The sequence below is a fragment of the Halorubrum sp. Ea1 genome (assembly GCF_002252965.1).
Lineage (GTDB): Archaea > Halobacteriota > Halobacteria > Halobacteriales > Haloferacaceae > Halorubrum.
The window spans coordinates 60,473-80,448 of record NZ_NHPG01000138.1 but is presented as its reverse complement, the minus strand read 5'-3'; the positions used below and the strand labels follow the sequence as shown (position 1 = coordinate 80,448).

The window sequence follows — 19,976 nt, the reverse complement described above, 5'->3', positions numbered from 1 at the left end:
GTTCACCAACCGACTGACTATACTTAGTGTCAGCAAGGACATCCATAGAATTGATATAATTCTATCCCACTCAGCACTTATCTTTTATGGAATATTAATATTCAAATGAACTGTTAAAAATAAGTTACATTCATTGTACAGCGAATGTTGGCTTCCTTCTCCCCCATAGTGAGGCGGAAGATCCGCTTCTGGTTTCAAACACACTGCTGACCGTACGGGTAGTGTTTAGATAAATTGATTCCATGCGAAGGCGAACGCTTGTAACCAATTTTCGGCGGTGCTCAATTTGATATGGCTAAACGCATTTGGAAATTAGTTTGTTCGGCATTTTACTTCACGAAAGACACGTTCGACGGCAGTCTGATTCTCATGTGTGACATGTTGGAATCGGAGTCGGTGACAATGGCAGGCCGCCTGCAACCACGGAGCAACGTCGACGAGAAAGAGCGCGTCGTCAACCTGATGTTTCTCACACAATTCCGAGAGAAACATCGAGGAGATCGCGCTGGTTCTTCTCGGATAGTGCCGGACATAGAGCAGGCGGTTTGTGTCAGGATCGACGGCAGCGTGCAGCTAATATCGTTCAGGATCGAGCTGAATCACCGTTTTCACCGACCGCAACGTGATTCGGGTTGGCACCATCTGTCGACTGTAGACCGGCCTTCTGTACCCACCAATGGATAGTAGCTCGATGACGGTCGACACCTAACCTCTCAAAAATTGAAACGGTATCCGAAAGTGAGAGTCCAGCCAAATGGAGTCGACTACCGAGCTTTATCGCCGACTCGGGTGTCGCTTCTCGCTCCAGAAAATCTAATTCGATACAACCGTTATTACCGCTGAGGCGGTCGAAACTAAGGATGAACCACTCGATCTTTTGACCGCCCCATTCTTCGACCTTATCTCAACACCGCCACTACGTCCAGTCCGACTTTCCAAATCTGTCGAACAACAAGCTTCAGATCGTAGGTGAACGACTGGTGTTTGACGTACTGCAGATCAAACCGTAACTTCTCTTCTGGGTCCGTGCTTTTCGCGCCGTTCACCTGTGCAAGCCCGGTGAGCCCCGGCTTAACGAACCATCGCTTCCGCCACGACTGTTCTTGAGCCTCTAATAACGATTCTTCTTCGGTCCACACTGCACGCGGCCCGACAACGCTCATGTTACCGACCAAGATCGACCATAGTTGTGGAATCTCGTCGAGATGCGTTTGGCGTAACACCCTTCCCACACGTGTGATCCGGTCATTCACTTCATCAGCCACCGGCTCAACGGATTCTCCCTCTGGAACCATCGTCCGGAACTTGAACACTTCGAACGTCTCACCGAACACCGCAGTGCGCTCTTGACTGTAGAGAATTGGCCCCCCATCATCGAGCTTGATTGCCAGCGCAATTCCGCAGATGACGGGACTCAACACAACCAACCCAACCACCGAGAACATAACGTCAAAGCCACGCTTGAGCATGTGGTCTTGGATGTCCCACGGCTCGACATCAACGCTGACGAGCGTCCCCATATCGGTATCAGCGGTCAACACCCGATCAGCGTGATCACGGTGGACAAGCACGTCAACGCCATGTTCGTAACAGGCATCGAGTGCTCCAAAGAACTCAGCTCGGTCCGTGTGCTCAAAAGCTAACACGGCCGTGTCGACGTCATACTCGACGAGCACATCCTCGATCCGAGAGAGCCCGCCCAGTCGGCCGAGCCCACTAAGCTGGGCACCGCCGTCTGCTACAGCCGCCACCGGCTTCGACGACCGATTGCTCAAAAAAGCACTCGTGGGACAGAGATACCCGATAAACGGGATCTCGACATCAGCAGCGAGTTTGTCGATCGCGTCCGGATCATCGCCGACAATAATCGCCCGTTCAGCATCACCGTTTGGCCGCCGACGAATCCACACAAACCAGGCGGGTAACATCACGAGCAACAGTGGCGTGACCGCGATAAGCGTCGCCCGCGGCAGCCGATAGGTATAATCAAAATACCCGATGGCAGCAAGCGTCAACACCGCGACTAGCACCCGCTTTTGGGTGAGCGCAACCGTATCGAGAATACGTCGGGGCCGTGGCTTGTACAACGGGAGAAACGCCCCGGTGACGATAACAACCGTCGTCGCCATCTCGAAGACGAGTTCAGCACCCATCGGGGCATCCACTGCGAGTCGCCCAACGACTGGCAGCCGGGTGAGAAGCGCATGGACAACAACGCTGTTTGCAACCGCAACAGCGAGGGCAGTAATGACTGCGACACCGCCGACGCTGCGCAACCGGTACTGCCACCCGGAGAGCATTAGCCATAGGTTTGACTGACAGTGTATAAATGGACTGCGATGACGCTGACGCTGGCGGAGTAGGGTCAAAATAGGGTGTACCGAATCTCGGCTGATGATTTGTGTTGCAGACCGCGAGTGTGTCTTACAGAGAATGATATCATCAATTCACTATGTCTTGATGAAGCCTCAGCTACGGATACCCGCCTCAGTAACCGTGATTAGAAACTATCAGAGAGCAGCCGTGGACTGAAACGTCAACGTCAATATGGAAACTCACATCGAAATGTGAGAGCCCACGTGATATCGTGAGTCCTGATCAAATCGATGAGAGCCGACCCTCAGAGGATATTCAACAAATACCAAAAAATAGAGTAATTACACACCATCCAAACAGTCATCCGTTCATGAAACTTGGAAAACACTTTTGTTTGAGCGATCAGAGTTAATATTCGCATGGAAGCCCCAACAAGGAAACTTCTCGCAGTCCTCCTGGCTGCAGTGATGCTGAGCTCCGTCGTGGGGATGGTCGGAGCACAGGAACTGCGGCCACAAGTCGCTTCACCGATGAACGCTGACGCCACGGTCACGTTTAGTGATCAACCCACAGACAGCACCTCCGTTACAGTCGATTCCGTGAATATGTCTGATGGCGGGTTTGTGGTGATCCACGATGACAGCCTGCTTGAGGGAGATGTCACCGGCAGTGTGATTGGCGTCTCGGAGTACCTCGAACCTGGAGAAACTGAGAACGTCTCAGTCACGCTGTTCGATGGCGTGCCCGGAGCAACGTTCAACCAGACGGCACTCACCGACAACCAGACGCTAATTGCGATGCCGCATCGCGATAGGAACGCCAACGAAACGTACGACTTTGTCGCAACGAACGGCTCCGCGGACGGCCCGTATCTCGCCAACGAAACGGCGGTTACTGATGCGGCGAACGTCACCGTCGAATCCACACAGACGACCGGTGAATCGTTCGCCGTCGCCGATCTGACGGCCCCAACAGTCATCGAACAGGGCGACACGCTCGAGGTCACAGCGACCATCGAGAATCCCAACGATGCGGCGGACACCCAAACCGTCGAGTACCGATTTAACGGGAATGTTACGTTCCGTGAGGAGGTTCGTCTCGAGGCTGGTGAGACGACGATGATCAATGCCTCGGTCAACACGTCGGAGCTTGTGTCAGACACGTACATCCACGGCGTGTACACGCAAGCAGACGGCCAACCTGCCCAAGTGCAGGTCGTTGATGAGATTGCCTCCTTCAGAGTCACAGGTCTTAGCGCACCCGCCTCTGTGACCACCGACGATACTGTCACAGTTGAGGCCACCATCCAAAACCCCAACACCTTCGGCATTGACCAACCGGTCGAATTCAGGTTCGACGGCGATCTCGTTGAGACACAAAACGTCGATCTTGACGCCGAGAGCTCAACGACCGTACAGTTCGAGATCAACACCGAGGGAACCACCCCAGGAACGTACATCCACAGCATCTTTTCGAACGACTTCGGACAGGATGCGATCATCACCGTCGAAGCTCCGGACGACGCGCCCCCGACAGACGGTGAGGACGACGGTGATGGTGACGACGGCGACGATGCTGAAGACGGTGAGGACGCCGAAGACGGCAACGATGCTGAGAACGGTGACGATACCGAAGATGGCGACGATAGCGCAGGAGAAAACGGAGACGAGGCTGATGATGGTGATGAGAGCGATGACGGTACCGACAGTGATGACGGTGCCGACGAAGATACCAGTGAAACTGACGACGGAACCGACGGCGACGACGGGGCTGACGGAGACGATGCCACAGACGGTGACGACGAAGCGAACGGGGAGAATACAGAGAACGGCGACGACAGCGATAGCAGCGATGACGGAACCGATGACGGGAATGATGACGGCACCACCAGCGAAGATGGTGACGACCAGCAGTCGGACTCTCCTGAGGACGGGTAGCTAGCCCCCGTTCACAGGGGCTCTCCTGCAACCGGCGTCCTTCTCCACATACGCTATTGTACAACAAAAACAGACACGGTACTGTCATCGGAGCGAAAAGAAGGTGCGTGGAACACGAGAGAGACGAGGTTCAGACGTGTGTGGTCACTCAATCGACTGTGCCGTCGATCACCGCTGTTTCAGCCTCTAACGCTCGCACCTCGATCCCGCGCCACTCACCATCCACGCCAACGAGCGCCTCCGCATACCCCAACTCCTCGTTCCCCGGCACGGCCTCTTGGACGAACCGCTTCTGGGCGTGATTCAACCCAAACTCGTTGGCCCACTCCTCATCCATCCCATCCAGCCGGTGGAACTGCTTGATCGCACACTGATCAAGGATCATCTCGGCTTCGGGGCGCTCAAAGAACTCATCGACCGTCTGGGTGACTAGCTGGATCGACAGATCGTGGTGGCGGTGATGCCGAAAGATTGTCTCAAGGAAGGCGAGATTCTCGGCATCCCGCAACACGTACCGCGCCTCATCGATCACGAAGACGACCTCTTTTTCGGTCTGTTTCGCCCGCTCGTACACGAGTGAGATGAGCAGCTGCATCACGAGGCTGGTGCGGCCTCCAACCCGCCCCTCCTGCTGAGCGAGATCCAGATAGATGAGATCCGTTGCCTGAAAGTCGACCTCACTCGCCCGCCCCAGATGCGCGAACTGCCCGTCCGGGGCAAACGGCCGCAGCTGGTCGATGAGCCACGTCGCGTCCGCTTGGAGCTTCTCGGCTTCTGCGTCGGTACGTAAAATGTACTCACCGGGAGCATCCACAATCCCCTCGAGGACGTCGATCACGTCGCGGAGGGTTGGACTCGCCCTATCGTGGGTTGTCACGTCCTCAGTAATCCCAGCCTCGTGATACGCCGTCTCGACGGCCACCTCGAGAGTCGTCCGCCGGTCACCCAGTGTAATCCCGCGATGCGCAAAGAAGTTCGCGAGAAAGCTCAACACCCGCTCTTTCTTTTCGGTAAAGGGACTCGCATCGGCTCCTAACTGCTCACGCACGTGAGCGGGCGTCGGCGTGATCTCCAAGGGATTGATCCCGAGCGTGCCACCCACCGTGATCCGCCGAGCATCCACCGCCTCCGCGACGCCAGCCCAGTCGTTGAGCGGTTCGAGGATCACACCAATCCGATCCTCATGGTGGGCCACCGACCGGATGAACCGCTGTTTGGCGCTGAAACTCTTGCCCGAGCCCGGATCCCCCACGGTAAACGTCGCGTACCCGTTCTCGCGCGCAAACGGATCGACCACCACTGGCGTGTCCGTGTGGCGGTGCACACCCAGTTCAACTCCATCAGACTCCAAGAGGGTGGGCCGGTGTGGCGACGCCAACAGCGCGCCCACCGCGCCGCTCACACACGTCGTAGTGCGGTCGAGTTTCACTCCGCCGAGTGGCGCCGCACTCCGTAGCGCTCGGTCTTGGGCACAGATCGCGGTTTTCGGCGCGAGCTCCGCCGGCTGCTCGCGGAGCGTCCGCTTCACGCGGCGCAGATTCTGATCGAGGGTCTCCCGATCGGCGGCCCGAACCGTCACAAACAGTCCCTGCGAAAACACCCGGGCACCCGCCTCGACAGCGCGATACATCGCGGCCGCTTCGCTGGCGCGGTCCTGCAGATACGTGCTCCGAACGCTCGATTCGAGATCTGCATCCACTTTCAGATCGTCGGCGGCTGCCTGGAGCTGGTCGAGTGCCCGCTCCTGATCACGGGGCCTGATGTGGGCAGTGACGTGAAACCGGACGTCGGTTAACGTGAACAGCTCGCTGAGATATCCATCGCTCGGACAATCCGGCCAGTCGGCGATATACAGCGTGGTCGTCCACTCATCACCGACCCGTGCGCGGCGACTCTCCCACTCAACGGCCGCCAGCGCCACCACCCAAACGGCGAGCCGGTGGCCCCACTGGAGCGAGCGCATGGGTGGCTACCAGGGAGTGAGCTCAACACACTCCGCGAGCGGGAGGTTCATCACGCTGCCCGCGACTGTGTACAGGGGCCCGAGGACGACCAGAATCACTGTCGATCGCAGCGCCGTCCGCTTGTGGCGTTTGAGCCCCTCGCGCTGTTCGGGCCGGAACGTGAACAGCTCGATCAGTGAGTCGGCCTGCCACACAATGACCAACCCAAGCAACCCGACGGCGGTGGTCAGCTGGAAAAACCCGGAGATCATGCTGGGCAGCCGATCGACCTCACAGACGGCACTCTCCTGGGCCGCTGCTGGCTCAACAGCGACGACCGCGACGATCAGACAAACCTACTGCAACGCGGCGACAGACCGCGCGAACCGGCACACGGGAGGGATCTGCTGGAGGGTCGGTGGCGGACATAACTTGGCATGAGGTGGCTGGGTCGTGCTACCACACAACAATGACACTGTGCAAGCATCAAATAATAAATTTTGTGTTTAGTAATATATGAATACATGAATTGTCGTTCACGATTCTAGAATATTAACCAACAGCGGCCAAAAATCGATGTTAGTGTTGGTTAAGGCCCGGTCGCAGGAGGGAGCCGATCTGGGCTGATGGCGCTTCCAGAGATGGTCGGTATGTGGGTACGGGGCGGCGCTGGCGGCGCCAAGAGCCACCCACTCAGTGTCACGCTCGTGTAGTGACACGGTGACAAACTGGAGCGCACGGTTGGCCCGCTCACAGACGGGCGGCGCGAGTCGATGGAATCGACCTTTCGTGGCCGGGACCACTCTCCCGAGATCCTGTGTGTCAGGGACGTTCCCCGCCGCACAACAAGCGTGGCCAGCCGCGTGAAAGGGCACAACGCGACCCCGCCTCCGGAGTCAACCGAGCTGGCACCCCAAGAGTTCGGAGCTCGTGGCACACGGAGTCAACAGCAACCGGAGACGGAGAAATCAGGCGACCCCCCGAGGACGTGGACTGTATCACAATGCTGGTGCCCGCCCAGTCACATACTTCAAGAAGATGATACTTTTATACTGCACTGGCCGATCACCCCCCATATCGTGGGGGTGGTACTGCTGATTTGGTTGGTCAGCACGCTGGTACGCTGTCCGTCAGCGTGGTCCACCTACCAGCAGCGGGTCGCGACGGCGCCTGGAACAGCCCGCTGCCGGCTGGGGATTGGCCACGACTGCATGTGGGAGCACCCAGTGTACGGTGGTGGCTCAGGGCTCCTGTCGCCGACGACTCCAGCGTGGACAGCTGTGTCACCCGTTTGTACACGAAATATTGCGGGCGGGAGAAGGCTACTGACACCACTCAATTTTGTGTGCGACAGCCCATCGTACGGGCGAATGGTGAATAATCGTCTATGAGGAGGAGGGGTTGAGCGCTCTGTTCAGGGTGCGATCTGGTGGCGCCCAGATGACGTACCATGTGCTGCGATTCGGTGGTGACCGATACGTGAGTGACCACCCGGCGAACATTGGACACACGTGTGTGGGTTCAGGTAGCCGTCCAGACAGATACGTGCCGTTGTCGGTCGCGACTCAAGCCATAGTTATATGTAGCCCCTCCGGAGTCAGTGATATGCTGAAGCGCTCACTGCAGTGTCGCCGTGACAGCGCACGTTCGTGAGCGCCTCAGCTTCTTCACTGCTGACACCACTACTACCTGAAGAGATGCGGCTGTGTAGCTGCTAGCCTCGGTGGTCACGAGCAATCCGTCCGTTCACAATGGCCACCACCCTGTTGTTGGCTCCTCGTGGGCTTCTTCAAGCTCGTACCGGCGCTCACGTTCCGCCTGCAACTCTCGACGGAGCCGTTCGTTTTCGGCGAGCAGCGCCTCCACCCGGTCGGTGAGCTCGACGATTCGCTCACGCCGCGCGTGGACACGCTCTGGGGTCGTTGGACATGCAGACCTCTCATCCACCTGCGGATGTTCCGGTGAATCAGACTCCGGCTCGGATGGGGCAGTTGACGGTCTGCTGTCCTGTGGGGACCCGTCAGTCGCGGCGGTAGGCTCCGTCGCAGGAGCGGCGCTGTCTGTGGCGGCCGTCGTTGGTGTCTCGCCGTTGCCGCCCGAAGAGGTGGTCGACTCGGGTGGCGTATATTCCTCATCAGTGCGGGCGATCGCGCGCTCTATCGTTTTTTCGCCGTAGGTACTCCCGTCGGCGTAATGTACCGCATCCCACTTGTCACGGGCGAGTCCGGAGCGACGAAACAGCCGATCAATGCGGTGGGCATCGCAGCCGGTCCAAAACGCGAGCAGCCGACACAGCGCCATATCTGCCTCCGAGTGACTCTCATAGCCGCTCGTGGTACCGTTCCACAGCCGCGTGAACTTCTCGCCGTTGGCGGCGTGTCGTGCACGCTCAAGCAGCTCCTCGTCTGAAAGCGTAGCCGCTCCGGATGTGCTGGTCGCTGTGTCGCCGGGTGTGGTGTCGGTCGTGGCTGTGCGGGGTGCGGCCGCCGATCCGTCTGTAGTGCCGGCTGACTCTGCAGTTGCGTCCGCCAGCTCTGTCGCATGGAGCCTGTCGACGACATCAGAGCGTGCTGTAATTGTGGTGGGTGTTGACGCGACGTGATCCCCGGTTACGGTAAAGAAGCGCGAGCGTTCGTACAGCTCGAGGTCGCCGGCTCGGTTCCGGCCCTCAGGGAGGGTCCCGGTGACAAGGATGTGATATCCGGTTCCCGAGGGGCTCACTTCAGTGTACGACTCAAGCTGATCGATGATCTGATCGGCCCACTCGGTGGGCGCACCTGTCTCGGTATCTCGGCAATCGTCAAGATCGATCCCGATGAGCGGATCGTCGGCGGTGAACACGAAGCCGAGCCCCTCCACACTGGTTGTCGTGACGGCCTCTCGGGCAGTCTGAAACGAGCACCATGTCTCGGGGTTGGTCGTTGACGCAAACTGCGTCGTGCCGGGGATAATCGGCACTTTGGTGGGTTTATTGTCGCGTTGGTGGGGCCGCCAACAGACCCACTGGTCCCGGTCGACGAGCGCTGCTGGAAGGGCATCAGCGGTAGGCGGGAGTCCCATCGCAATCGTGGGGCACGTTCACACGCCAGGCGCAAATAAATGCCGTCACGACGACACTATAGAATGTCCCGTCTCATCTCGACTTGCAGTGTACTGGAGCTCGCTGTTCTGAGGTGACCGAACGGATCAGCCAGACCGCATGTCCACAGGGTGTGATCAAAACTCCGTGCTAGCTAGGTGTTGGTTGAACTGGCCTACCGCTCAGCACAGTGGTGGCCCACTGCCATCTATCACCAACAGCAGTGCTAGCGAGAGTCGGTGCCCGCATGGTAGGGGATGTACTCCCGTGTGTCGGCCGGACTGGGACGGATCCCAAGCGTGGCGCGAAGGCCGACGATGTGGTCCGAGCGGTCGGTGGTCGCAAACAGATCGATAACGGTGTGTGGTGGCCTCCCGGGACTGTGGGGGACGGGCCGACTGGATCGCATCGAGTCAGAACACCATAATCTATTCATGAGATGCCTCATGTAATGTCATTAGGGACCATTGGTCCCTGCTGGGAGCGGGTTTCCCTCCCCCTCACCAAACCCGCACTCCCTTCGAGCGGAGCGCTACCGGCTACCGATTCTGCCTGTCGTCGGACGGGTATCGCGAAGCGCCCGGGCTGTCCCCACCCGGGTCAGAGGCACACCGGCCTCAAAACGTGACAAGAAACAGAGTCGTTATTCGTCCACCACGACCAGCGACGAATACGCTCACAACTTGACCACCTCCCGCGCCTGAAGACGCGGGAATCCCATCAGTCGTGGGGTGCTGACGCATCGTCCAGATGTGTATCCCGCACCGACTGGAACGTGTACACGTCGGTGAGCCTGGGCTGGTCAATCGTGAACACGGCAGGACGGGTCTGTTCGCCGTAGGTTTTCTGTACTCGTGGCTCGCCGTCCGGTGGCGTGTTGAGCGCCGTAATGAGGTCATGGGCGGCTTCACGGTTTTTCACGATCCAGATGGCGGCGTCCGGCTTTTGGGCGGCCAGCTTATCGTAATCCTCGGGGACGGCCCGGGTGACGTCGTGGTTGATGCGTTCGGCCTCCAGAGCGGCGACAACGTCGCCCGCTTCGTCGACGGCGGCCGCATCAAGCCGCCCCTCGGGCACCTCGTAGTACTGCTCAACGGTGACCGCTGGTGAGTCCGGCGCTTCAACGTACTCGGCCGCCAAGAGTTGCGTCCCAACCTCGACCATCGCCACATGCAGACTCGACTCACTGAGGTCGCCGGCGCCAGCGCCGTGGGCAACCCCCTCACGGTGGCGGACGCCAATCGCATCGCGACCGTCTGGGGTGACTGTGTACAGCGTGTGTGGATACCGACAGTCACGGCTGATGAGGCCAGCCTCGCGCAGCTCATCGAGCTCGTCCGCATCAATTCCCACGTACTCGCCGAGCCGACGCATGCTGTCGCGGGTGATGTCGTATTCGAGCGCTGGGTCGTACTGCCCCTGATGGGCCGAATAGACGGCCTGCAGAAAGCGGAGGCCGGCGTCGCTAATCGGGCTCTCCTGGCGTTCCGCGTACGTGAGCTTGAGTGGCAGAGCACAGATCGGACAGTTATCGCGATCCACCGACTCGGGGTCGTGACAACAGCTGATCGCCGCCCGCAATCCGTCGGGAGCGGGATCATAGCGGGTCTCACAGGCGACACAAGCGAGTGCGTGGCGCTGCTCATCGTACATCACCGGATCAGGCAACCGCTTGGTGTACGGGAGCGCCGAGTCAATCCGTGACGGCTCGGTCGTGCTCGTGTCTGTTGGGTCAGTACCCGTGTCGGTGTCGCCTGAGCCGGTCGTCGCCTGAGTAGTCTGCAGGTCAAGCCCGTACGCGGTGCGGGTCCGGTCGCGACACGTGTCGATCCGCGCGGCAGCCGTGGTTTCGCGCGCCGGCCGGAATCCGTCGCTGTCCGGATGCCCCGGTGGAAGCGGCGCGCTCGCGAGCAGAAACGGTGCGGGTGGCGTCTCGTTGAACGGCGCCGGCAGCCGCACCAGCCACTCGCCACGTGAGAGGGCGCGCAGCCGGTTGCCGATTGCCGCGGGATCCTGCGCTGCGGTCGCGAGCCGCGTTGTGAGCGCGTCATCGACGGGAACGCTCCCGGTGACGATAGTGGAGACGTTGTTGAGCAGCTCCAGATACGCCGCCTCATCACGCACCCGCAGCTGGCCCGGGAACTGCGTCGCCAGCGTGACGCTACAGCCGAACGAGCGGGACTGGGCCAGCAGGTCACCGACGATTCCCGAGGCGACGAGTTGGGCCGCCTCCTCGAGATACAGATTGACGAGTGGGCGATCGCTGGGGTCCGTCGTTTGGGCGCGCCGGCGCAGCGCAGTCCACAGCTTCGAGAGCACCGTCCGGGTGAGCGCCTGCTGGCTCGCCGTGCGAAGCCCGCCCGTATCGATGATGACGACCGCATCCTCGTCGATCACCGCCCGCAGATCGAACTGTGGATCGCCATCCACGGGGACGTGATCAAAGAGGTGGCCCAGCCGTTCGTCGAGCGGGATCTTCTCGATACGGTTGTGGACACCCTGGAGCAGCTCGTCAAACGATTGTTGGGTGTTGGCGGCGACATTGTACAGCATCGATTGGAGCTCGTCATCGACCACCGGCGGGGGCTCGCCGGTCTCATGGAAGCGGGCGGCCGCTTGTTGGAGCTCGCGGTGCGCGAACGCGTCGCTCCCATGGACGGGATCGAACAGCGCCTTCACCAGCTGGCGGATGATATCGGGCGAGCGCACCGCCTGGTAGAACCGCTCCTCGCCCATGATCCCGGCGAGAATTTCGATATAATGATCCGTGCAATCCTCGACCGCCGTTGCTCGGTCAATCCCCGCAGCGAGCTGTGGCCGGATGTCGAAAAACGAGATGGCGGGCAGCGTCGTCGCACAATCAAAGTAGTAGACGTCCTCGAGGGTGCCGTACTCGGCGTAGTGCGCGCGGAGATACGCCTCGGCCATCGTGTCGCCTTTCGGCGTGATGAGAACCTCGGCGCCGTCCGTGGCCGCGTGATTCGCGAGCAGCCCCGTGATCAGACTCGTGGATTTCCCCGAGCCCGTCTTGCCGAACCACGCCACATGCAGCGACTGCAAGCTCGGCGGGACCGCGATCGAGTCGGCGACGGGCTCGCCGTCCTGATCGAGGGGTTGGCCGAGTGTGAGCCCGGGCGTCTGATACCGGGTGAGCTGGCCGTCCGGCGGCGGTGGGAGAGCAGTGCGATCAGCGGTGGGCGGCGCGACGGCGCGGCTCCCGCTTGCGGTGAGCGCAGTGCCATCGACGAGGCCAAACGCGGGGGCACTCGCCGCGTCAGCGACAATCCCGCGGCTACGGTTGCGCGTCCACGGAAGCTTGTTAGTGAGCGTGTTATAGGCAGGCTCGTGGACAGCCCGGTCGCGGATCGCTGTCGCGACCGCGGCTGGGTCCGCTGTCTCCACTCGTCCCGCAATTGTGTAGTAGCGGCCGGACAGTTCGGTGAGTGCACCGGCGAGCCGCTCAGCGATTGCGGGTGCATCGGCACCCCACACCAGAGACCGGGCGTTGACAACGAAGGCGTGTTGCGGGTCGGTGTCGGTGAGTGCATCGATGCGTCCACCGGCCGGATCGGCAGCTGCGCTCGTGGTCTCGGTGTCCACCTCGATTTCGCCAACGAGATCAGCCATCACGCGGCTCGCTGGGGTATCCCGGCCCGTCTCCAGCTGGTGGATCCGATCGCGGACGGTCCCCCGGTAGTCGCGAAACGGCTGACACACCGCTTGGTAGGTCGCCCCACCCCGCGTGTCAGCCAGCGTTTCCGCGATTGCGGCGATCGGGAGGCGGGCGTCATCGCTGTCCGTAAACGCGTCGAGCGGCGTCAGGCGGGTTTGCCAGTCGGCACGGCGGTCGGCATCACCCACCCACTCGACGGCGGCGACGTCGTCACCCGTGGGCGCACCGTCGCCATCGAGATCGGGGACCGCAGGCGGTGTAGCCGGGGTCAGTTCGTACTCGTTCGGACAGGCCGTCCGCACTACCTCACGAAGCGTCTCAGTCGAGATCTCCGTGACACCAACGTACAGCTTGAGCGTGCCAGGCGTCTCACGTGGACTGTGGAGCCGCCACTCGATCGTGGGCTGTGGTGAGGCCCCCAGAAGGCGATCCCGCCAGCTGGCGGTGGATCGGGTGGTGAGCCCGTGGAGGCGTCGAAACCCCTGCTCGACCGTCGCGGCTGTCAGTGGAGTGTCTGTCGGGCGTATCCGGAGGTGGGTGTGATCCGGGGACTCTGTGTCTGTGGGGGTGTCAGTACGCCCCATAGTGTGATAATTGTTCGCACGATAATTCAAGAAACTTACGCCAGAAGACAGCGTGGATCAAACGAGGTGATAGTGTGTTTCTGTTTGAGGTGGCTCCGCTTTTCTTTCGCATCTCCGCACAGCAAACCACATCGCCGGCGAGTGTGTCCGGCTGCCAAATTGTGATATTTCTCTCAGTCGAGTACTGCTGTGGGCTGTTTCGCTCCATGTTCTATCAGCTCAGCATCAAACGATACAAGGGCCGCATCAGTCGCGTCAGCTGCCGTAAGGATCATTGCATCCATCGGGTACAACAGGGTTTCTGATTGTACCCGGTTAGCGGCCATCATATCGGAGGCGTCTGGGAACGTGACTGTCATCCGTGCAGTGATTCGATCTTCGATGGCATCGATTCGATCACGCTCGCCGCTTCTTTTTGCTCAGTACGCTCCGTAGCTCCATGAGACTGAGAACGGAGACTAATGGGTCATCGATTTCATCGAGGAGTGCAACAGCCTCTTCGGACCGATTTGTATCCCGGGCAACGGCTGCGACGAGAACGTTCGTGTCAAGAAGAACTCTCATAGCCGTTCGCGAACGTCGCGAACAGCCGCAACGGCGTCGACATCGACGTCAAGACCCAACTCCGACAGTGCCAGTCCGATCGGAATCTCTTCGTCATCATCAGGATCTGAGGAGACAAATTCCTCGAAATTATCTGAAGTGAGGCTCATATCCGGGGTTAGGTACCAATTTTCAAAAGAGTACTGGTCGGATCCACCTCTATCTGACGGTGGGTAGTACGTATCATCCTGGTTTGTGGCGCTCCCGAGGGATGGGAGCGCCCATGGTTGAATCCCAGTCCGCGAGCGGGCACGTCACGTTCGGTGACGTTGACGCCCGCGCCGATCAGATGGATCAGGCGATCGATCAGTGGCTCAGCGAGCTCGTCGACGCCGTCGACGAGGCGCGTGCCAGCGAGCAGTTCCAGCGGTGGCTCGACGTCCAAAGTCAGTTCCACGACTACTCCCACCGAAATACGCTGCTTATCGCGTTGCAGTGTCCTGAGGCGACGAAAGTCGCGGGGTACCGCACGTGGCAAGACGAATTTAACCGGCAGGTTACGGAAGGTGAATCCGCGATCTGGATCTGGGCACCGCTGATCTCGCCGCAGTGTCCCGAGTGTCACAACAGTCCCTCGTATCACGAGGAGACTGACTGTGCGTACGACGAGACACCGCCCGATGAGTGGGACGAGGGCGTGGTCGGATTCAAACCCGTTCCCGTCTTCGATGTCTCACAGACGGAGGGCGAGCCGCTGCCTGAGTTGGAGACAGCTGCGACGGGCGAGGCCGATAAGCTGGTAGGTGCGTTGCTCACGGCGGCTGATACGCTCAGCGTGACCGTCGACGTGGTGAGTGCTGATGCGTGGGCGCACGGTGATGCGGATGGTGTATGTCGCCATGTCGATGACAGACCCCACATTCAGGTGCAGGAGGCAGCGCCCGCTGCGGTGGCGGGGACGCTCATCCACGAGTACGCGCACGCCCTGCTCCATGATCCGGCGGACACTGTCGATCGCGAAGCGCGCGAACTCGAGGCCGAGGCGGTCGCGTACGTGGTCGGCCGGCACTATGACTTAGAAATGGACGGGTCGGGGCTGTATCTTGCGGCGTGGAGCGACAACGACACCAACCAACTCCTCGAGCGATGTGAGCGGATCCGGGAAACAAGTATCACGGTGATCAGAGCGATTGCCGACCAGAGCGGCTTCCCCGGTCGTGACTAGCCGTGAGTCCAAGCTGACGACGGCCAGACGATTTATTCACCAGCCTGAGAAGGCATGTGTATGAGTGGTATCGAACTTCGCGATGAGACGCTATACGTAAAGCGGGCGCCGAATCAGCTGGACGAGCTGGCACTTGCGTTCTCAGCAATTCTCGATCGAATCGGAATCGAGCACGTGTACATCGCCGGGTACGTGTCGATCCTCGCAGGGCGGGCACGCTCAACCGAGGACGTCGACGTGCTCATTGAGCCGGTCGATGAGCCAACGGCAGACGAGCTTGCGACGACACTGAAAACGGAGGGGTATTGGGGGCCGGCGATGCCGCTCACGTCGATGTACGAGATGTTTTCGAACGGCGAGCCGATCTGGGTCGCGCCAACCGATCAGATCACTCCGCATCTTGAAGTGAAGATTGTCGACGATGAGTTTGACCACGCGTCGCTCTCCAACGCAATCTCAGCCCAGATCGATGGCGAATCGATCCCAATTGGCCCGCTAGAGCTCCAGATCGCGTATAAACTGTATCTTGGTGCCCAGAAAGATATCGAAGACGCGGTCCATCTGTACACCCTCTTTGAGGAAACGCTTAGTGCGTCCCGGCTCGAAACGTGGGTACATCGACTCGATGTCGACGCCGAATATGACCGACTCAGAGACGCCTGATCAGCTCGATGCGAAACACGACCGCAATCGTGAGCAACGCATCGCGGCGATCAAACGCTGGGTAACGTACATTCAGTCAGAGCCGCCTGAGGTGTGGGGGCCACAACAGAATGCGGTGGTCAACGGGCAACTCACCGCTGCCCAGCACGTGGCAACCTCAGCCGCCCATCAGCAGCATGTGGCCGACGTTGCCCAAGATATTCTTGCGATCCAAGACGAGGGCAGCGACGGAGCAGGTTCGCGAGACGATCGCTAGTCGATCTGGGAACTGTCGCCGGTTGCTGGAGATCTGTGCTCAGGAACCGAGTCTGATTAATAGGTTTCGACCGGGACGCCCAGGCGGTTGAAATCCTCGACGTTGTCTGTGAGGACTGCGTCATCGAGGAGGTCAGCCATCGCAGCGATGTAACCATCATTCGCCCCGACACCCGCGTTTGTGCCAGCACGGTCATCTGCCGCCGCGAGGAGTTCACCAGCTCGCCGCGCGATCTCGTCATCAACTTCGATACGGGGATATCCCAGCAGGCGATTGCGCAGCGCCTGTTCGGTGGTGGTGCTGCGAGCTGTAGCGACCCCATAGTACGCCTCCGCGACCACCGGCGTCGGCAACCACTGCATCTCGCCGTTTTCGACGAGTTCTGCACCTTTCGAGAACGCATCCGGATCTTCTGCCATGAGGTCGAAGAGGTACGATGAATCGATGATCATTCGGTGGTGTCACCGGCTTCGAAAGTGGCCTGGGCAGCGTTTAGACGATCGCGGTCACGCCCGCGGAGCTTCTGGACCGCCTCTTTGGCTGCTTCGGCTTCTCCCTCGGTCAGGAGCCCGGCAACGTCGCCAGGGTGGGGACCACGTGTCATGCGACGAAGCGTCTCTTCCATCGTTTCGTCGCCTTTGTTGTGTGCAGTCAGCCACTCGTGGTATTCCTCCGATACTCGAATGGTTTTGACCATGAGATATATTGAGATATATGTGTTTAAGAATGTTATGGCGTAGATTGTATCTATATTCGAATGAAATTTGTGCTCGTATCTCCTACCAATCTCGCCACTCCAACGTCGGGGTAGCACCCTCGCAGTCTGCTGGCTGGCTCGGCCTTTCGTATCGGTTTGTGGGGTGCCCTGAAGGAGTGGCCACCATGTCCAATCAGGCCACATCTCCGGATCAGTCCGGGATCGAGACGAGGCGTACCGAGACGGTTGAGATGACCACAACGGATCAGGTCGCGCAGTATCTGATCGAAGACCAGATGGTGGATCTCACGGACGCGATCCGTGAGGCTGTCCAGAACGGAGTTGACAGTCCTGGATCGTCGCGGGTTCTGGTGAGCGTCACGCCCGAACAGACCGTCGTCTGTGATGACGGTGCGGGCGTCGATTTGGGTAGTGACGAGGGAACGCGGGATCTCTCCGTGCTGGGCGCCGGGACGAAAGACCGGGCGGACGACACCACTCTCGGCGAGTGGGGGATCGGGACGGGTGCGATCATCGCGAAGGGCGCGGTGCGCATCTGGAGCGGCCAGCACGCGCTCTGTTTTGATTATCAAGATCACCGCGAGACGGGCCCGTTCGCAGATGTGGCTGGGCGTGAGGGGGTCGTCGTCGAGACGCCCCATACGTTCGACGGCGTCTGCGTGACTATCGACCATTACACGAGCGAGGTGCCCAACACAGACAGCTACCGGTGGCGCCGCATCTACGAACGTCTCCGCGAGCGGTTCGCGTATCTCACGTTCCGGACTGACGTCGACATTGTCGTCAACGGGGAGCCCGTCGATCGTGGGCATCCGTTCGAGACCGTTGCCGACAGCCGGGTGGACGTGACGCGTGAGACCGACAACGCGTATCTGGCACTCAAGCCTGCACCTGAAGACGGGCTGGATGTGTACAGCAACGGGCTGTACGTGACCACCGATCACGATATCGGCGTCGGTGGCGTTGTCGTCACGAAAGGAAACCTGACGCTGAACTTCGGCCGGACAGCGATCCAGTCGGGCTGTGACCGGTGGGGCCGGATCCAAGAGGCGATCGCTGACGCCCGGATCGAGCTGTACGACCAAGTTGACGATGACGCACTCGACGGTCAAACACGCGCCAAAATGGCCGAACTCCTGGTCAGCGACGAGACGCTGCGCGAGCGCTGGCGCGATCGCGATCTCTTCCAGCTGGTGACGGAGACCCCGGTGAGTCTTGCCCGGATTCACGCCGCCCCACAGATCGCGTGTCAAGAGGGCGCCAGTCACGGCGCGGATGCACTCGTCGAGCGGGGGGCGGTTATCCTCGATACAACCGATCCAGCAACGAAGCGGCTGGCGTCAGCGGCACGCGATAGTGCCACTGACATCGCGTTGCCATCGCGGTTTGACGTCGCGACGCGCGCCGAAGAAGCGGGCGTCTGGCAGGGGTACAACCGGCTCGCAGACACCGAGCTGTCCACACGGCAGGCGCGGTATCTGTTGTTCGCGCGAGCGCTCGCCGATGCGATCGGGATCGATCGGACAATCCACTGGGGTGAGGCCACTGCAGACGCGTGGACAGACGGCCGCACCCGGATTGTGGTGACGGATTCGGCGGTGACGAGCGCGAAACGCGCCGTGTGGACCCACGATCTCTTTCTCACGCTGTGTCACGAGGCCGCCCATGACCGATCAGACAAGCGCCGGACTGCGCATGGACGCCGGTTCGAGAGTCGGTTTCGCGAGCTCGTCGAGGATCCCGAGATGCGGGCGGCGTACTCCGAGCTGGTGACAGCAGTCCACGAGCGAGGGTTCCAGCCGGTGTTTCGCGAACGCGGGGTCTCGCTCAGCTAGCGTGGGGGTTGTGTGGCTCCCAACGGGTGGGAGCCATGTTAGACCAGTCAGTGACGGTTCTGTTCGATCGTCCCGTTCGCCTGCTCGATCGGTCGACTTGGGGGTCGTGTCCCCATCCACCGAGAGCGCGATCACAGTATACCACGCAACGAGGGCAACTCGTCGCCTGTGAACGCTGTGGGCGGATGCAACCGGGAGAGTGGTGATGGCGACCTACGAGGAGTGTCCACGCTGTGGGGCGCAGGTTGCGATCGTCGTCGTGCGTGGTCCACAGACCGCGATCTGTCGCCCATGTGGGCATCGGGTGTTGCCGCCTCGGGGTGAGTAGCACCGAGACAACGCTCACAATGTACACACAATGAGCAGCGACAAGAAGCGCGTCCAGTTTCGGGCGCCACACCGACTTATTGACCAAACCGATGCGCTCGCAGATGTCCTTGGTGAGGATCGCACGGATATCCTCGTGACCGCCCTCCGCGAGTATCTCCAGGAGGCTACCCATGACGACACACTCACCCAGGAAATCGCAGCCGCCTACTACGATGAGAAGATCTCGTTTGCGCAACTCAAAGCGCTCGTTGGTGCCGAGGAGGCGGCGAATCTCCGCGTGTTGAAACAGCAGTTGGATGAAGACTTCATCGACGAGGTTGCCGACGCATAGATGTCCCGGCTTGTCGCTGACGCCTCCGCGCTCGTGAGTCTCGGGATCGTCGCTACCGCCGACTCTGGTCCACTCGGGCTCGCCCTTTCCCGATACGACGTCGTTGTCCCAACCGCAGTTATGAGGGAGCTCAAAGACGTTGCCTCGTACGAGGATGTCCACGGCCGTGCTGCGACCGCCGTTCTCGATCGCACTGCTGAGTTTGCACAACAGTCTGTGGTGCTCGATGCTGGGTTTCCACTCGATGATGGAGAGAACGCTGCTGTCACCCTTGCGAACGACCTCAACGCCGCGCTGTTGCTCTGTGACGAATTCACTCAACTCGGTCTCATTCATGCGTCGCTCGCTGATACTCAGCTTGTCACGACGCCAACGTTATTGTCAATTCTCGTCCGCACCGACCAGCTGGCAGCAGCCGATGCACGGACGCTCCTCGATGAGATAAGCGCTGCTCGCAGTTGGGACACGAACAGCTACGTACAACGGGCCCGCTCATTGCTTGAAGACGCGTAATCTCGCACCGTCCCGGATCACGCGGCAGCC

The 19,976-nt window shown here is 60.2% G+C and carries 15 protein-coding genes and 2 pseudogenes; 7 read left to right on the top strand and 10 right to left on the bottom strand.

Features of this window, described 5'->3' with window-relative positions:
- Positions 1-225: 225 nt before the first annotated feature.
- Positions 226-862 (bottom strand): annotated as a pseudogene (locus DJ73_RS17485) (IS6 family transposase).
- Positions 863-899: 37 nt separating this feature from the next.
- Entirely contained in the window at positions 900-2,300 is a 1,401-nt protein-coding gene (locus DJ73_RS17480) for a sugar transferase (protein WP_094558612.1), read from the bottom strand.
- A gap of 435 nt (positions 2,301-2,735) precedes the next feature.
- Between DJ73_RS17480 and DJ73_RS17475 the strand changes: the two genes are divergently transcribed.
- A complete protein-coding gene (locus DJ73_RS17475) occupies positions 2,736-4,253 on the top strand; it encodes a hypothetical protein (RefSeq protein ID WP_094558611.1) in 1,518 nt (505 codons plus the stop codon).
- Positions 4,254-4,401: 148 nt separating this feature from the next.
- On the opposite strand, the gene DJ73_RS17470 is transcribed toward DJ73_RS17475, so the two are convergent.
- The 6 genes and pseudogenes from DJ73_RS17470 to DJ73_RS20500 form a co-directional block, all read right to left on the bottom strand.
- Positions 4,402-6,216, bottom strand: coding sequence for a VirB4 family type IV secretion system protein (locus tag DJ73_RS17470; RefSeq protein ID WP_254921703.1), 1,815 nt, complete (start codon positions 6,214-6,216; stop codon positions 4,402-4,404).
- A gap of 6 nt (positions 6,217-6,222) precedes the next feature.
- Positions 6,223-6,546: a hypothetical protein gene (locus DJ73_RS21240; RefSeq protein WP_094558610.1), complete on the bottom strand. Its 324-nt coding sequence runs from the start codon at positions 6,544-6,546 to the stop codon at positions 6,223-6,225.
- 1,396 nt (positions 6,547-7,942) lie between these two features.
- A complete protein-coding gene (locus tag DJ73_RS17460; RefSeq protein ID WP_394338329.1) occupies positions 7,943-9,055 on the bottom strand; it encodes a hypothetical protein in 1,113 nt (370 codons plus the stop codon).
- 940 nt (positions 9,056-9,995) lie between these two features.
- Positions 9,996-13,532 (bottom strand): type IV secretory system conjugative DNA transfer family protein, encoded by a 3,537-nt coding sequence (locus DJ73_RS17455; protein WP_094558608.1) that lies wholly within the window; start codon positions 13,530-13,532, stop codon positions 9,996-9,998.
- 173 nt (positions 13,533-13,705) lie between these two features.
- Positions 13,706-14,096, bottom strand: a pseudogene (locus DJ73_RS21390) (type II toxin-antitoxin system VapC family toxin).
- Positions 14,093-14,245, bottom strand: a complete 153-nt coding sequence (locus DJ73_RS20500) for a hypothetical protein (RefSeq protein WP_176451161.1) — start codon at positions 14,243-14,245, stop codon at positions 14,093-14,095. Before DJ73_RS20500 ends, DJ73_RS21390 begins: the two are co-directional and overlap by 4 nt.
- A 113-nt stretch (positions 14,246-14,358) precedes the next feature.
- Here DJ73_RS20500 and DJ73_RS17445 point away from each other — a divergent pair, with 113 nt between their 5' ends.
- The 3 genes from DJ73_RS17445 to DJ73_RS17435 are packed head-to-tail and all read left to right on the top strand — an operon-like array spanning position 14,359 to position 16,219.
- The gene (locus tag DJ73_RS17445) at positions 14,359-15,300 is read left to right on the top strand and encodes an ArdC-like ssDNA-binding domain-containing protein (protein ID WP_254921701.1); all 942 of its coding nucleotides are present in this window, start codon (positions 14,359-14,361) and stop codon (positions 15,298-15,300) included.
- Between the two features lie 60 nt (positions 15,301-15,360).
- Positions 15,361-15,963, top strand: coding sequence for a hypothetical protein (locus DJ73_RS17440; RefSeq protein ID WP_094558606.1), 603 nt, complete (start codon positions 15,361-15,363; stop codon positions 15,961-15,963).
- A complete protein-coding gene (locus tag DJ73_RS17435) occupies positions 15,941-16,219 on the top strand; it encodes a hypothetical protein (RefSeq protein WP_094558605.1) in 279 nt (92 codons plus the stop codon). The genes DJ73_RS17440 and DJ73_RS17435 overlap by 23 nt, the downstream gene beginning before the upstream one ends.
- A gap of 56 nt (positions 16,220-16,275) precedes the next feature.
- On the opposite strand, the gene DJ73_RS17430 is transcribed toward DJ73_RS17435, so the two are convergent.
- Together DJ73_RS17430 and DJ73_RS17425 are read right to left on the bottom strand one after the other, a co-directional pair.
- The gene (locus tag DJ73_RS17430) at positions 16,276-16,671 is read right to left on the bottom strand and encodes a PIN domain-containing protein (RefSeq protein WP_094558604.1); all 396 of its coding nucleotides are present in this window, start codon (positions 16,669-16,671) and stop codon (positions 16,276-16,278) included.
- Positions 16,668-16,916, bottom strand: a complete 249-nt coding sequence (locus DJ73_RS17425; RefSeq protein ID WP_094558603.1) for a hypothetical protein — start codon at positions 16,914-16,916, stop codon at positions 16,668-16,670. Before DJ73_RS17425 ends, DJ73_RS17430 begins: the two co-directional genes overlap by 4 nt.
- Before the next feature lie 251 nt (positions 16,917-17,167).
- Here DJ73_RS17425 and DJ73_RS17420 point away from each other — a divergent pair, with 251 nt between their 5' ends.
- From DJ73_RS17420 to DJ73_RS17410, 3 genes are all read left to right on the top strand, one after another.
- Positions 17,168-18,772, top strand: coding sequence for a sensor histidine kinase (locus DJ73_RS17420; protein WP_094558614.1), 1,605 nt, complete (start codon positions 17,168-17,170; stop codon positions 18,770-18,772).
- 358 nt (positions 18,773-19,130) lie between these two features.
- The gene (locus DJ73_RS17415; RefSeq protein WP_094558602.1) at positions 19,131-19,433 is read left to right on the top strand and encodes a hypothetical protein; all 303 of its coding nucleotides are present in this window, start codon (positions 19,131-19,133) and stop codon (positions 19,431-19,433) included.
- Positions 19,434-19,946 (top strand): hypothetical protein, encoded by a 513-nt coding sequence (locus tag DJ73_RS17410; RefSeq protein WP_094558601.1) that lies wholly within the window; start codon positions 19,434-19,436, stop codon positions 19,944-19,946. It abuts the gene before it with no gap.
- The last annotated feature ends 30 nt before the right edge of the window (positions 19,947-19,976 follow it).